This window comes from Halomonas ventosae, assembly GCF_004361885.1.
In the GTDB taxonomy this organism is placed as follows: domain Bacteria; phylum Pseudomonadota; class Gammaproteobacteria; order Pseudomonadales; family Halomonadaceae; genus Halomonas; species Halomonas ventosae_C.
Genome location: NZ_SNWH01000004.1, coordinates 60907 through 73543 on the forward strand (window position 1 = coordinate 60907; position 12637 = coordinate 73543).

A 12637-nucleotide genomic window follows, 5' to 3' on the forward strand; every position below is an offset into this window, starting at 1 on the left:
AGAGATCGCCACTATCGCTAAGTGAAGCGAGGGGCGCCGGGGGCAGGCCAAAGAGGAGGTCCTATGCCAGGGATGGCATCGGTAGCGCCCAAGGAAGGGTTCACAGCGCCTCCTCGTCGGCCTGCCGCCGGATCAGCCCCCAAGAGGCATCAGGCTTATAAGCCCGCGGTATCGCGAATCAGCCGGAAGAGTCGGCGAGCGTTGGTCGGGGGCTTGTCCTGCTCCCGCTCGCGGCGAGCATTGCGAATCAGCTGGCGCAGCGCCTGACGGTCGGCGTCGGGATAGTCGTCGATAAAGGCCTCCACGGCCGCGTCGCCTTCGGCGATCAGCCGGTCGCGCCACCCCTCGAGACGGTGGAAGGCATGGTCACGACGCAGCGTCTCGCTGTCGATCTCGGCGAACACTGCCTGGATGCCGTCGAGGTCCTCGCCGCGCATCAGCTTGCCGACATACTGCATGTGCCGTCGGCGCGCCTCGCGGGCCTTGATGCGCCCGGTCTCCTCGATGGCGCGTAGCAGGTCATCGGAGAGCGGGAAGCGGGCGCGCTGGGCGTCGCTCATAGCGATGATCTGCTCGCCGAGCTGTTGCAGGGCCTGCATCTCGCGCTTGAGCTGGGACTTGCTGGGCCGCTCGTCGGCCGCTGAGAGCTCTTCCTGGGTCATGCCGGTTCCACGTCAGTCGGGATCGATTGGAACGCTAGTATATCAGCCTGCAGCACGCGGCTGGACAATGCACTATCGACAGGGCCGGCCCATTGCCGGCCGAGTGAGGAGAAACATTCATGACACAGGCTTTCGATGCTAGCGCGCAGCAGACGCTGCTGGAGAGTCGCGCCCGGATGGCCGTGGAGCTGGCCCATCGGCTGGGCGCCGATGCCTGCGAGGTGGGGGCCAGCGTCGACCAGGGCGTCGGCGTCAGCGTTCGCGAGGGCGAGGTGGAGACGGTCGAGTTGTCCCGTGACCAGGGGATCGCTGTGACCGTCTATGTGGGGCAGCGCAAGGGCAGCGCCTCGTCCAGCGATGCCAGCGAGACCTCGCTGCGCGCGGTGGTCGAGAAGGCCGTGGCAATCGCCCGGCACACCGGCGAGGATCCTGCCGCGGGACTGGCCGATGCGCGCTTGATGGCCACCCAACTGCCAGACCTCGATGTGCATCATCCCTGGCCGCTGACCATCGAAGAGGCGACTGATTTGGCGCTGCGCTGCGAGTCGGCCGGACGCGGCATGGCGGGGATCAAGAGCTCCGATGGCGCCAGTCTCTCAAGCGGCGAGGGGGTGCGCGTCTATGCCAACAGTCACGGCTTTCTGGGCAGCCAGCGTGGCAGCCGCCACTCGCTCTCCTGCATGCTGATCGCCGAGGATGAGAGCGGCATGCAGCGCGACTACGACTACACCAGTGCGCGTGCGCCCAGTGATCTGGTCGCCGCCGAAGCGGTGGGCGAGAGCGCCGCCCGGCGAACCCTGAGTCGCCTGGGCGCCCGGCGACCGGCCACTGGGCGCATGCCGGTGCTCTTCGACCCGAGCCTCGCCAGTGGCCTGATCGGTCACCTGATGGGGGCCATCGCCGGGGGAGCTCTGTATCGCCAGGCGTCTTTCCTGTGCGATCGGCTCGATACTCCGCTATTTCCCGAGTGGTTCAGCCTTGGCGAACGGCCCATGGAGGTCGGCGCCATGGCGAGTTCGCCATTCGATGGCGACGGGGTGCAGACGCGCGACAACGTCTTCGTGCGCGATGGCCGACTGGCCAGCTACATGCTCTCGGCCTACAGTGCCCGGCGGCTGGGCCTTGAGACCACCGGCAACGCCGGCGGCGCGCGCAACCTGCGCATTACTGCACCGCTGGAGAGCCGTGAAGCCCTGCTTTCCCGGATGGGCCGCGGCGTGCTGGTCACTGAGCTGATGGGACAAGGGGTCAATGGCGTGACCGGTGATTACTCGCGCGGGGCGGCCGGTTTCTGGGTTGAGGAGGGCGAGGTCCGGTATCCAGTGGAGGAATTCACCATCGCCGGTAACCTGGAAGCCATGTTCCGAGGCCTGCTCGGTGTCGGCGACGATACTGACACCCGCGGCAGCATCCATACCGGCAGCTGGCTGATCGACGAGATGATGGTGGCCGGCGGCTAAGCCGGCCCTGGGCCGCCACGCGCAGCAAGAGCGCTCGCTTCCCAGCCATAGGCTTGTCTCGGGTTCAGCTATCTTCCTCGAAGCGGGCCTCGAAGAGCTGGGTGATCGCTTCCAGGGCTTCCTCGGCCTCTTCGCCTTCGGTGCAGATCTCAAGCTCGGTGCCGCAGGGGGCCGCGAGAATCAGCAACGACATAATATTGCTGGCATCGGCCTGCTGGTCTCCGCGGTATACGCTGACCCGGGCATCGAATGGCTGGCAGCACTGCACCAGCTTGGTGGCGGCGCGGGCATGCAGGCCACGCCGGTTGGTGAGGGTCAGCTTGCGACTCGGCACGCGTCAGCTTCCTTGTGTTGCAGGGCTGTCTTCGGCCAGTTCTCGAGCGGCAGGCAGGGTGAGCTGTACGCCCAGTTCGCGATGGCGCAGCCGCACCCCGTCCTGCCGGCTCGCCAGCCGGTCGGCGAGGCGCTCGGCCAGGTAGACCGAGCGGTGCTGGCCGCCAGTGCAGCCGATGGCCACGGTGAGGTAGCTGCGCTGACTGGCCTGATAGTGCGGCAGCCAGCGCTCCATCCAGGCGAGGATGTCGTCGAGCATCTCGCCGACGACGGGGTAGCTGTCGAGGAAGGCGATGATGCGGGGGTCGCGTCCCGTGGCATCGCGCAGTGCCGGATCCCAGTAGGGGTTGGGTAGACAGCGAGCATCAAAGACGATGTCGGCATCCAGCGGCACGCCACGCTTGAAGCCGAAGGACTCCACGGTCAGGGTCATGCGCTCGGCTCGATGGCTGGCGACCTGGTCGGTGATACGGCTGCGAAGCTCATGCACCGAGAGCCGCGTGGTGTCGATCACCAGGTCGGCGAGGTCGCGGATCCCGGACAGCGACTGCTCCTCGGTATCGATGGCTTCGGCGAGGGTCATGTCGCTGCCGCGGGTCAGTGGATGGCGGCGGCGGGTTTGCGAGAAGCGTTCGAGGAGAATCCGCACATCGCTGGTCAGGTAGATCACTTGGCACTCCACCTGGCGCCCGCGTAACTCCTCGAGCAATTCAGGAAAGCGCTCCAGGGCGTCGGGCAGGTTGCGGGCATCGATGCTGACGGCGATCGACGAGCGTAGCGAGCGGCTCGCCTGGAGTTCATCGATGAGCGGTCCCAGCAGCATCGCCGGCAGATTGTCGATGGTGTAGTAGCCTAGATCCTCCAGCGCCTGCAGCGCGATCGACTTGCCGGACCCCGACCGGCCACTGATGATCACTAACTGCATGCGGGTCTCCTGATCGTGGCATGTCCCGGCAGGTCAGCGGATAGCTTCACTGGCTGCCGGCCGAAGCCTGTCGTCGGATCGCCTCAATGAGGCGCTCGTGAAGTTCGCGCTGGCTGGTACTCTGGCGCAGCCTGGCACGGGTATCGGCATCGTTCATTACGCCGGCGACCTGGCCGAGCAGGGCCAGATGGGCCTCATCGGCCTCCTCCGGCACCACTAGCACGAACACTAGATCGACCGGCTCGCCGTCGATGGCGTCGAAATCCACTGGCTCATTGAGCTTGAGGAAGCCGGCGATGGGGGCCTTGCAGTGCGGGTTGCGGGCATGGGGTATGGCAACCCCGTTGCCGATGCCGGTACTGCCCAGTCGCTCGCGGCCGATCAGCCGGCTGAAGACCTCCTGGCTGTCGAGGCTAGGCGTGTTCTGGGCGATGAAGGTGCTGAAGAACTCCAGCACTCGCTTCTTGCTTCCCCCCGGTACGTCGAAGAGGGTGCGCTCGGGGGGAAGGATGGCGTCCAGTGTCATGACGGAATCAACGAGCGCCGGCGCCTTGGGCGCGGGCCTGGGCCTTTTCCTTGTGCTTGACCAGTTGGCGATCGATCTTGTCGGCCAGCGCATCGATGGCCGCGTACATGTCGTTGTCCATGGCTTCGGCATGCAGTTCGGCACCGGCAGCATGCAGCGTGCAGGCGGCTTGTTGGCGCTCCTTCTCCACGGAGAGGGTGACCTGCACGGTGGTGATGTTGTCGTAGTGGCGCTCAATGCGGGCGAGCTTATCTTGTACATAGTCACGCAGAGCGTCGGTCAGTTCCACATGGTGTCCGGTGATATTGACTTGCATGACATGCTCCTTGCTCTTCTGGGTTGTAGGTCGATTGTAACCCTTTTTGCTGTTCTGCATAGCCCCTCCGCCGGGGCATGGAAGAGGCAGATGACCGATGTCATTTCAACTGCTTGCGCCTGACGCAAGCGCCGCGTCAAGCTGGTGTCAGGGCACTCAGCGCAGCCGCTTGCGTTCGCTGGAGGAGGGGATATTCATCGCTTCGCGGTACTTGGCGACCGTGCGCCGTGCGACACGGATCCCGGCCTCGTCGAGCAGCGTGACCAGCTTGCTGTCAGAAAGCGGCTTGCGCGCGGGCTCGTCCTGGATCAGCTTGCGGATGTGGGCGCGGATGGCGGTGCTGGAATGGGCGTCCCTCTCGCCGCTGGCCCCTCCCACCTGGCTGGAAAAGAAGTACTTGAGCTCGAACATGCCGCGCGGCGTGTGGATGAACTTCTGGGTGGTGACTCGCGAGATAGTCGACTCATGCAATTCCACTGCCTGGGCGATGTCGGCCAGGATCAGCGGTTTCATCGCCTCCTCGCCATGCTCCAGGAAGTCGAGCTGACGCGCGATGATCTCTCGACCCACCCGCAGCAGCGTATCGTTGCGGCTGGAGAGGCTCTTAATCAGCCAGCGGGCCTCCTGCAGGCGGTCCTTGAGAAACTGGTTGTCCTCGCTCTTGTCGCCCCGGCGGATCAGTGCGGGATAATCGGGCTGGATACGCAGTCGCGGCATGGCCTCCGAGTTGAGCTCCACCCGCCAGCCCTCTCGGCTGTGGCGAGCGATCAGGTCGGGTATGGCGTAGGCGTTGTCGCTGTCGGCGAAGCCGCTGCCGGGGCGCGGGTCCAGCGAGCGCACCCGCGCGATCACGCTGTCCAGGGCGCTGTCATCGAGGCCGAGGCGGCGCTTGAGCAGGCGGCGGTCGTCGCCGGCGAGCGCCTCGAGGAACTGGCGTACCAGGCGGCGCGCCTGCGGCAGCAGCGCAGTGGTCTCGGGCTGGTTCGCTAGTTGCAGCATCAGGCACTCGCGCAGGTCGCGGGCAAAGACGCCGGTAGGCTCGAACTGCTGCAGGCGCAGCAGCACTTGCTCCACTTCGCGCGTCTGGAGATCCCCGAGATCCTGGGCACGAAGGCCGTCGCGGATCTCCTCCAGCGGCTGGGTCAGGTAGCCATCGCCGTTGACGCTGTCGATCAGACTTTCGGCGATGCGCTGCTGGCGCTCGTTCAGGTCAGTCATGGCCAGCTGCCAGGCCAGGTGGCCCTGGAGGCTCTGGCCCGATGCCTGGCGCTCGAAGTCCGGGCCCTCGCCACTGCCACCGGTGGGCGCGGTGCCGAGGTCCTGGTAGGTGTCAGACCAGTCGCTGTCGGTGCTGAGCTGGTCGGGAATCTCGCTGGCCCACGCTTCGTCGGTCGCCTCGTTCACCGCCTGCTCGCCGAAGTCATCCTCGACCTCGAGCATGGGGTTGGATTCCAGTGCCTGCTGGATCTCCTGTTGCAGGTCCAGGGTCGAGAGCTGCAGCAGCGCGATGGCCTGCTGCAGCTGAGGGGTCATGGTCAGCTGGGTGCCGACGCGTAGTTGCAGAGACGCCTTCATGGTCATGAAATCAGCGCCCTCGGTTTGCCGAAAACCCTCAGCCTAGTCCCTGCTGCCGAGGCGTTGCAAGCATGCATCTAGCAATAACCGTGCCACAGTAATCTCCATGCCATTTCCTAACGCTGGCAAACATGATCGCTGAGTGCGCTCAGAGGCGGAAGTCTTCGCCCAGGTAGACCTCGCGGACCCGCTGATCGGCAAGTATCGCCTCGGCATTGCCTTCGGCGATGATGCGCCCATCGCCGACGATGTAGGCGGAGTCGCAGATGTCGAGGGTGTCGCGGACATTGTGGTCGGTGATCAGCACGCCGATCTCGCGGGCCTTGAGCTGGCGGATGATACCCTTGATCTCGCCCACCGAGATGGGGTCGACACCGGCAAAGGGTTCGTCGAGGAGGATGAAGAGCGGCTCGGTGGCCAGCGCCCGGGCGATTTCCACCCGGCGACGTTCTCCCCCGGAGAGGCTCATGCCGAGGTTGTTGCGGATATGCGTCACGTGGAAGTCCTCGAGCAGTTGCTCCTGTCGAGTGCGGCGCGCGTCGCGGTCGAGATCCTTGCGTGTCTCGAGAATCGCCATGATGTTGTCGGCGACTGACAGCTTGCGGAAGATCGAGGCTTCCTGGGGCAGATAGCCGATACCCGCCCGTGCCCGCTCATGCATGGCCGCCGTGGAGAGGTCGAGATCGTCGATACGCACGTTCCCGGCATCGGCGCGCACCAGGCCGACGATCATGTAGAACGAGGTGGTCTTGCCGGCGCCGTTGGGGCCGAGTAGCCCGATGATTTGTCCCTGTTTGATGGACAGGCTGATGTCCTGCACCACCCGACGTTGCTTGTAGCTCTTGGCCAGATGGTGAGCGCTCAGGGTCTTCATCACTGAGCGCCTTGCTGCTCGGGGTCGAGCGTCATGCGCACGCGTTGGCGCTCTTCGACACCTTCGGCCTCGGCACGAGCCTGGACCACGCGACGGTCGAGAAAGTATTCCAGGTAGCCACCGACGAAGGTGTTGTCGCCCTTGTGCAGTTCGGCCCGGTCGATCATCTCGATACGCCGCTCGGCGACGTGGTAGACGATGGTGCGTCCCCAGCCTTTCACCAGGGGTTCATCCGGGGCGGGCTTCTGCTCGATGTAGGCGCGCTCGCCGGTGGCGGAGGCGCGAGCCAGCTGGCCCTGGTCGTTACGCTGTATTTCCACTCGGGCCCCGGTCAGTCGCATGCTGCCCTGGCGGATGTCCACGTCGCCGGTATAGACGGCGGTACCGGCACGTTCGTCGAGATCGAGGCGGTCAGCCTCAACCTCAATGGGGGCGCTGGCATCACCCTTGAGGGCCAGCACCGGGGCGCTGCCCAGCAACAGGCCGATGATGCCGAGGGTCAGCAGGGGGGCGAAGGTGTGTCGCGTCATGACTCGGGTTCCTCGCGGGTGGCGGGCGGATGGTAACCGCGCACATTGTCGGTCAGCCGGGCGCGGTTGTCATTGATCCAGGCATCGAAGCGCTCGCCGCGCATCCACTGGGGTGGCTGGCGCAGTAGCGCCGGGGTGTCGCTCCAGGCATGGCCGCTGTCGGCGTCGAAGTGAAGCACTTCGGTATCGAGCTGCCAGCGCTCGGCAGGGGCCAGCAGTCGCGCCTCGCCGGAGAGGGTTAGCGGGTTGCCGCCTGCTCCAAGGGTGCCGCGCGCACTGCTGACTAGCCAGACCCGTCCTGTATTGTCCAGCAGCCGTCCCTGCGGTCGCTCGAGGCGGGTGATGTCATCGTGTGGTGTGTGGGACAGGCGCGGGGTATCGAGCCGCTGGTGGGGACGCCCCTGGGCATCGAAGCGGGTCAGTTGTGCGTCTTCCAGGTAGTAGTCTGGCTCGCCGGTCGTGTCGCCGGGGATGGGTCCGATAGGCGGGGTGTTGCGCAGGTCTAGCACTGCCAGTCCGCCGCCCAGCAGCAGCAATAGTAGTATCAGGCCGGTATGAAAGCCGGGGCGTGGCAGGCGCATGGGTCAGGTTGCGCCATGCAGGTAGGTGTCGAGCACTGCATCCCAATGCCCCTGGGTCTGGAGCAGGGTGTCGCAGATCTCGCGCACTGCGCCATGCCCGCCCGCGGCCTCGGTGACCCAGTCGGCTTGCTTGCGGATATAGGCCGGTGCGTCGGGCACGCTGATGCCGACCCCGGCACGCCGGATGGCGGCCACGTCGGGCATGTCGTCCCCGCAGTAGGCGACTTGCTCGAGCTCTAGCCCCAGGCGGCTTGAAAGTTCGCGCAGCACGCTGAGCTTCTTCTCGGCCCGCTGGAAGACATGCTTGACGCCCAGCGCAGCGGCGCGTTGGCTGACCATCGGCGAGTCGCGTCCAGTGATGAAGGCCACCACGATGCCGGCACGCTGCGCCAGCTTGATGCCATGGCCATCGTGGCTGTGGAAGGCCTTGATCTCAACGCCGTCGGCCTGGAAGTAGAGGCGTCCGTCGGTAAGCACGCCGTCCACGTCTAGGGCGAGCAGGCGGACGTGACGCAGGCGGTCGACCAGTTGGCTGTCGAGCAAGGGGGGGTCGAGTTTCATGATGTCTCCAACAATCCGGGGCTTGGGGTGGGCATACAGGGTGTCAGATGACCCCGCTGGCAAGCAGGTCATGCATGTGCAGGGCGCCGACCGGTCGGCCGTGGGGATCGACCACGGCCAGTGCCGAGATACGGTTGTCCTCCATGATGCGTACCGCCTCGGCAGCCAGGGTATCGTGAGCGATCCGCTTGCCGGGGCGGGTCATGACATCGTCGACGGTGAGGCCTGAGAGGTCGCTGTGCTGATCGAGGGTGCGGCGCAGGTCGCCGTCGGTGTAGACCCCGGCCAGGCGATCGTCGGCATCGACTACGCAGGTGAAGCCCAGTCCCTGGCGGGTGATCTCCAGCAGGGCATCGCGCAGCGGACTGCCCAAGGCAACCCTGGGCAGTCGAGCGCCGTCGTGCATCAGGTCGCTGACTCGCAGCAGCAGGCGCTTGCCCAGGCTGCCGCCGGGGTGGGAGAGGGCGAAGTCCTCGGCGGTGAAGCCGCGCGATTCGAGCAGCGCTACGGCCAGGGCATCGCCGAGCGCCAGGGCGGCCGTGGTGGAGGAGGTCGGCGCCAGGTCCAGTGGACAGGCTTCCCGCGTGACCCCGGCATCCAGGTGAGCATCGGCGTGCCGTGCCAGGGTTGAGCCCGGCCGACCGGTCATGCTGATTAACGGGGTTCCCATACGCTTGAGCAGCGGCAGCAGAGCGGTGACCTCGGCGGTTTCGCCGGAGTTGGAGAGCGCCAGCACCACGTCGCCGCGGGTAATCATGCCCAGATCGCCATGGCTGGCCTCGCCGGGATGCACGAAGAAGGCTGGCGTGCCGGTGCTGGCCAAGGTGGCGGCGATCTTGCCGGCGATATGCCCAGACTTGCCCATGCCGGTGACCACCACGCGGCCGCGACAAGCCAGGATCAGGTCGCAGGCATGGTCGAAGGCGCCATTAAGGCGTCCGATCAGGGCGCCGATGGCCTGCTGTTCCAGTTCCAGGGTGCGGCGGGCACTGTCGCGCAGCAGGGATGTGTCGACCGCGGGGGAGGCATCATGGGTCATAATGGTGATTGTTATCCGTTGTGGGGTTTCACTCAAGGGCTCAAGCCGGCGGCAGCCGGACCCGAGTTGCCGAGCCAGAGCAGGTAGCCGGCATAGGCGATGACCAATAGCGCCCCCGGCAGGCGGCCCAGCTGGCCATGACGGTTCCACAGTAGCAGCGCACCCAGCGCCAGGGTCAGCACCAGCATCACCGGATAGTCGCGGCCGGCCGCGGCTGAATCCGTGATACCCGGGGCCAGCAGCGCCGGTACCGGCAGCACGGTCAGCATGTTGAAAAGGTTGGAGCCGATGACGTTGCCGATGGCCAGATCATGGTGGCGCTTGAGGGCGCTGGCCAGGCAGGCGGCAAGTTCCGGCAGGCTGGTACCGATGGCCACTACCGTTAGCCCGATCACCAGTTCGCTGACGCCCAGCCCCCTGGCCAGCTCGCTGGCCCCCCACACCAGCGCGCGTGAGCTGGCCACCATGATCGCCAGGGTACCGACCAGCCAGGCCAGGGCCCGGCTCAGCGGCATTTCGGGAATTTCCCCGATGCTTTCGCCATCGGGGCTATCGGCGCGGAACAGCCACCACAGGCTGAACGCCAATAGCACCAGTAGCAGTATGCCATCGAGACGGTCGAGGTGGCTGTTGGCCAGCGCGTAGCCGGCCAATCCCGTGGCGCCGAGCAGTAGCGGCAGCTCGCGGCGCACGATAGAGAAGCGTACTGGGATCGGCACCGCTAGGGCGGTGATTCCCAGCACCAGGGCGATGTTGGCGATATTGGAGCCCAGCGCATTGCCGATGGCGAGGTTGGGTGCGCCATCCAGCGAAGCCATCACCGAGACCACGATTTCCGGTGCCGAGGTGCCCAGCGAAACGACAGTCATGCCGACCAGCAGGGTGCTCATGCCGGCGCGCCAGGCGGTGGCCGCTGCCACGCCGACGAAGCGCTCGGCACTCCATAGCAGACCGATGAAGCCGAGCAGGATGATCAGCAGGGGAAGCAGCATCTCAGAATCCGCATAGCTGGTGAGTGGGAGGCGCACATTGAACATGCCGAACACCAGGGGTGCAAGGCGCCAAGCCGTTTGCGGCTGACCGTCGCGAGGGGGAGCGACGATCAGTTCCATGCAGGATGCTGGCATTGAAGGCTATGGTCAGGATACGATGTTCGACAATATTTCCAAGGATGATGAAGCGATGACGGACTCCGCCTTCGTGGAAGTGGAGAGCGTGCATTTCTCGCGCGGCGAGATGGAGATATTTCGCGGCGTCGACCTGACCATCCCGCGCGGTCGGATCACCGCCATCATGGGGCCCAGTGGTACCGGCAAGACCACCCTGCTCAAGATGATCGGCGGCCAGTTGACCCCCGACGCGGGGCATGTGCGCATCGATGGTCAGGATGTTCATGCGCTGTCACGCAAGGCACTGTTCGTGCTGCGCCGGCGCATGGGGATGCTGTTTCAGAGTGGCGCTCTGTTCTCCGATCTCGATGTCTACGAGAACGTAGCCTTCCCGCTGCGGGTGCATACCGACCTGCCCGAGGTCATGATCCGCGACGTGGTGCTGATGAAACTTCAGGCCGTCGGGCTGCGCGGTGCCCGGGAGCTGAAGCCTTCGGAGCTCTCCGGCGGCATGGCCCGTCGGGTGGCATTGGCGCGCGCCATCGCCCTGGACCCTGAGTTGATTCTCTATGACGAACCGTTCGCCGGGCAGGACCCCATCTCCATGGGCGTGCTGATACAGCTGATCAAGCGCCTCAACGAGGCCCTCGGGCTGACGGCGGTGATCGTGTCCCACGATATCAAGGAGACGCTGTCCATTGCTGATTATGTCTACGTGATCGCCGATGGCCAGGTGATGGCCCATGGCACGCCGGCGAGCCTCGATACCGACCGCGACCCCCGGGTCAGCCAGTTCATGCATGGCGAGCCCGACGGACCAGTGCCCTTTCACTATCCCGCGATGGACTTCCATGCCGATATTCTGGGCAGCGGAGGGCCACGATGATCGAACGCATCCGTCACCTCGGCCAGCAAGGCTGCGCTCTGCTGGAAGCGCTGGGTCGGGCCGGGATATTCCTCGGTCAGTCGGCGCTGGGAGTGCCGTCCCGGGAGGGCTTCCACCTCTGGCTGCGCCAGATGCACTTCGTCGGCGTGATGTCGCTGGCCATCGTGCTGGTCTCGGGGCTGTTCATCGGCATGGTGCTGGCCCTGCAGGGCTATACCATCCTGGTCGACTTCGGGGCCGAGCAGGCGCTGGGGCAGATGGTGGCCCTGTCGCTGCTACGCGAGTTGGGACCAGTGGTGTCAGCACTGCTGTTCGCCGGCCGCGCCGGCTCTGCCCTGACCGCCGAGATCGGCCTGATGAAGGCCACTGAGCAGCTGACCAGCATGGAAATGATTGGCGTCGACCCCCTGCGGCGCGTGGTGGCGCCGCGACTCTGGGCCGGTTTCGTGGCGCTGCCGTTGCTGACCATCGGCTTCAGCGTGGTGGGCGTGTGGGGTGGCCAGCTGGTCGGAGTCGAATGGCTCGGCGTCTTTGAGGGCTCCTACTGGAGCAACATGCAGTCCAGCGTCGCGTTCGTGGCCGATGTGGGCAACGGCCTGATCAAGAGCCTGGTGTTCGCGCTGGTGGTGACCTGGATTGCGGTGTTCCAGGGTTATGACCTGATTCCCACCTCGGAAGGCATCTCGCGTGCCACCACCCGGACGGTGGTCTATTCCTCGCTGGCGGTGCTGGGCCTGGATTTCGTGCTCACCGCCTTGATGTTCGGAGAGCTTTCCTGATGTTCGGAGCAAACGAATGAAGCGCAGCAAGACGATGGAGTTAGGGGTCGGCCTGTTCATGCTGGCTGGCATTGTGGGCCTGGTGTTCCTGGGGCTCAGGGTTAGTGGCCTGAGCCTAAGCCTGCCCAGCGATACCTTCCAGCTGGAAGCCAATTTCGCCAATATCGGTAGCCTCAAGCCAGGGTCACGGGTGGCCCTGGCGGGCGTCACCGTGGGGCGGGTCGAGAGCATCGAGCTCGATACCGAGTGGTATGATGCACGGGTGTTGATGGAACTCGATGGGCAGCTTGAAGGCCAGCTGCCTCAGGACAGTACCGCTGCCATCCTCACCTCGGGCCTGCTGGGAGAGCAATATATCGGGCTCTCGGTGGGTGGGGCACCAGAGACCCTCGCCGATGGTGATACCCTGCGCGATACCCAGTCAGCCATAGTTCTGGAAGAGCTGATCCAGAAGTTTGTGTCCAGTATGATCAAGGAGTGA

At 65.3% G+C, this 12637-nt stretch carries 16 protein-coding genes; 4 read left to right on the plus strand and 12 right to left on the minus strand.

Features of this window, described 5'->3' with window-relative positions:
* Positions 1-155 precede the first annotated feature (155 nt).
* Complete coding sequence (gene yjgA / locus DFO68_RS04520) at positions 156-662, minus strand: ribosome biogenesis factor YjgA (RefSeq protein WP_133482495.1); 507 nt, start codon at positions 660-662, stop codon at positions 156-158.
* 119 nt (positions 663-781) lie between these two features.
* On the opposite strand from yjgA, the gene pmbA reads away from it, so the two are divergent.
* Positions 782-2122 carry a metalloprotease PmbA gene (gene pmbA, locus DFO68_RS04525; protein ID WP_133482496.1) on the plus strand — a complete coding sequence of 447 codons (1341 nt, stop codon included), beginning with the start codon at positions 782-784 and terminating at the stop codon, positions 2120-2122.
* 64 nt (positions 2123-2186) lie between these two features.
* Here pmbA and DFO68_RS04530 read toward each other — a convergent pair whose 3' ends face one another.
* The 11 genes from DFO68_RS04530 to DFO68_RS04580 form a co-directional block, all read right to left on the minus strand.
* Entirely contained in the window at positions 2187-2456 is a 270-nt protein-coding gene (locus DFO68_RS04530) for an HPr family phosphocarrier protein (protein WP_133482497.1), read from the minus strand.
* Between the two features lie 3 nt (positions 2457-2459).
* Positions 2460-3380, minus strand: coding sequence for an RNase adapter RapZ (gene rapZ, locus DFO68_RS04535; protein ID WP_133482498.1), 921 nt, complete (start codon positions 3378-3380; stop codon positions 2460-2462).
* Between the two features lie 46 nt (positions 3381-3426).
* A complete protein-coding gene (gene ptsN, locus DFO68_RS04540) occupies positions 3427-3906 on the minus strand; it encodes a PTS IIA-like nitrogen regulatory protein PtsN (RefSeq protein WP_133482499.1) in 480 nt (159 codons plus the stop codon).
* A gap of 7 nt (positions 3907-3913) precedes the next feature.
* On the minus strand, positions 3914-4222 hold the full coding sequence (gene hpf, locus DFO68_RS04545; RefSeq protein ID WP_133482500.1) for a ribosome hibernation-promoting factor, HPF/YfiA family: 309 nt from the start codon (positions 4220-4222) through the stop codon (positions 3914-3916).
* 156 nt (positions 4223-4378) lie between these two features.
* Positions 4379-5803: an RNA polymerase factor sigma-54 gene (locus tag DFO68_RS04550; protein ID WP_133482501.1), complete on the minus strand. Its 1425-nt coding sequence runs from the start codon at positions 5801-5803 to the stop codon at positions 4379-4381.
* A 142-nt stretch (positions 5804-5945) separates the two neighbouring features.
* Complete coding sequence (gene lptB / locus DFO68_RS04555) at positions 5946-6671, minus strand: LPS export ABC transporter ATP-binding protein (protein ID WP_133482502.1); 726 nt, start codon at positions 6669-6671, stop codon at positions 5946-5948.
* Positions 6671-7201: a lipopolysaccharide transport periplasmic protein LptA gene (gene lptA, locus DFO68_RS04560; RefSeq protein ID WP_133482503.1), complete on the minus strand. Its 531-nt coding sequence runs from the start codon at positions 7199-7201 to the stop codon at positions 6671-6673. Before lptA ends, lptB begins: the two co-directional genes overlap by 1 nt.
* A complete protein-coding gene (lptC, locus tag DFO68_RS04565) occupies positions 7198-7782 on the minus strand; it encodes an LPS export ABC transporter periplasmic protein LptC (protein WP_133482504.1) in 585 nt (194 codons plus the stop codon). Before lptC ends, lptA begins: the two co-directional genes overlap by 4 nt.
* Before the next feature lie 3 nt (positions 7783-7785).
* Positions 7786-8343, minus strand: a complete 558-nt coding sequence (locus DFO68_RS04570; protein ID WP_133482505.1) for a KdsC family phosphatase — start codon at positions 8341-8343, stop codon at positions 7786-7788.
* Positions 8344-8386: 43 nt separating this feature from the next.
* Positions 8387-9382 (minus strand): KpsF/GutQ family sugar-phosphate isomerase, encoded by a 996-nt coding sequence (locus DFO68_RS04575; RefSeq protein WP_133482506.1) that lies wholly within the window; start codon positions 9380-9382, stop codon positions 8387-8389.
* Between the two features lie 32 nt (positions 9383-9414).
* Positions 9415-10374 (minus strand): calcium/sodium antiporter, encoded by a 960-nt coding sequence (locus DFO68_RS04580; protein WP_133482507.1) that lies wholly within the window; start codon positions 10372-10374, stop codon positions 9415-9417.
* Between the two features lie 190 nt (positions 10375-10564).
* On the opposite strand from DFO68_RS04580, the gene DFO68_RS04585 reads away from it, so the two are divergent.
* The 3 genes from DFO68_RS04585 to mlaD are packed head-to-tail and all read left to right on the plus strand — an operon-like array spanning position 10565 to position 12637.
* Positions 10565-11377: an ABC transporter ATP-binding protein gene (locus tag DFO68_RS04585; protein WP_133482508.1), complete on the plus strand. Its 813-nt coding sequence runs from the start codon at positions 10565-10567 to the stop codon at positions 11375-11377.
* On the plus strand, positions 11374-12156 hold the full coding sequence (mlaE, locus tag DFO68_RS04590) for a lipid asymmetry maintenance ABC transporter permease subunit MlaE (protein ID WP_133482509.1): 783 nt from the start codon (positions 11374-11376) through the stop codon (positions 12154-12156). The genes DFO68_RS04585 and mlaE overlap by 4 nt, the downstream gene beginning before the upstream one ends.
* A 16-nt stretch (positions 12157-12172) precedes the next feature.
* Positions 12173-12637 (plus strand): outer membrane lipid asymmetry maintenance protein MlaD, encoded by a 465-nt coding sequence (gene mlaD, locus DFO68_RS04595; RefSeq protein ID WP_133482510.1) that lies wholly within the window; start codon positions 12173-12175, stop codon positions 12635-12637.

Coding starts and splice junctions, on each gene's coding strand:
- yjgA (WP_133482495.1), bottom strand. CDS start 662: ATGACCCAGGAAGAGCTCTCAGCGGCCGACGAGCGGCCCAGCAAGTCC.
- pmbA (WP_133482496.1), top strand. CDS start 782: ATGACACAGGCTTTCGATGCTAGCGCGCAGCAGACGCTGCTGGAGAGT.
- rapZ (WP_133482498.1), bottom strand. CDS start 3,380: ATGCAGTTAGTGATCATCAGTGGCCGGTCGGGGTCCGGCAAGTCGATC.
- ptsN (WP_133482499.1), bottom strand. CDS start 3,906: ATGACACTGGACGCCATCCTTCCCCCCGAGCGCACCCTCTTCGACGTA.
- hpf (WP_133482500.1), bottom strand. CDS start 4,222: ATGCAAGTCAATATCACCGGACACCATGTGGAACTGACCGACGCTCTG.
- DFO68_RS04550 (WP_133482501.1), bottom strand. CDS start 5,803: ATGACCATGAAGGCGTCTCTGCAACTACGCGTCGGCACCCAGCTGACC.
- lptB (WP_133482502.1), bottom strand. CDS start 6,671: ATGAAGACCCTGAGCGCTCACCATCTGGCCAAGAGCTACAAGCAACGT.
- lptA (WP_133482503.1), bottom strand. CDS start 7,201: ATGACGCGACACACCTTCGCCCCCCTGCTGACCCTCGGCATCATCGGC.
- lptC (WP_133482504.1), bottom strand. CDS start 7,782: ATGCGCCTGCCACGCCCCGGCTTTCATACCGGCCTGATACTACTATTG.
- DFO68_RS04570 (WP_133482505.1), bottom strand. CDS start 8,343: ATGAAACTCGACCCCCCCTTGCTCGACAGCCAACTGGTCGACCGCCTG.
- DFO68_RS04575 (WP_133482506.1), bottom strand. CDS start 9,382: ATGACCCATGATGCCTCCCCCGCGGTCGACACATCCCTGCTGCGCGAC.
- DFO68_RS04580 (WP_133482507.1), bottom strand. CDS start 10,374: ATGCTGCTTCCCCTGCTGATCATCCTGCTCGGCTTCATCGGTCTGCTA.
- DFO68_RS04585 (WP_133482508.1), top strand. CDS start 10,565: ATGACGGACTCCGCCTTCGTGGAAGTGGAGAGCGTGCATTTCTCGCGC.
- mlaE (WP_133482509.1), top strand. CDS start 11,374: ATGATCGAACGCATCCGTCACCTCGGCCAGCAAGGCTGCGCTCTGCTG.
- mlaD (WP_133482510.1), top strand. CDS start 12,173: ATGAAGCGCAGCAAGACGATGGAGTTAGGGGTCGGCCTGTTCATGCTG.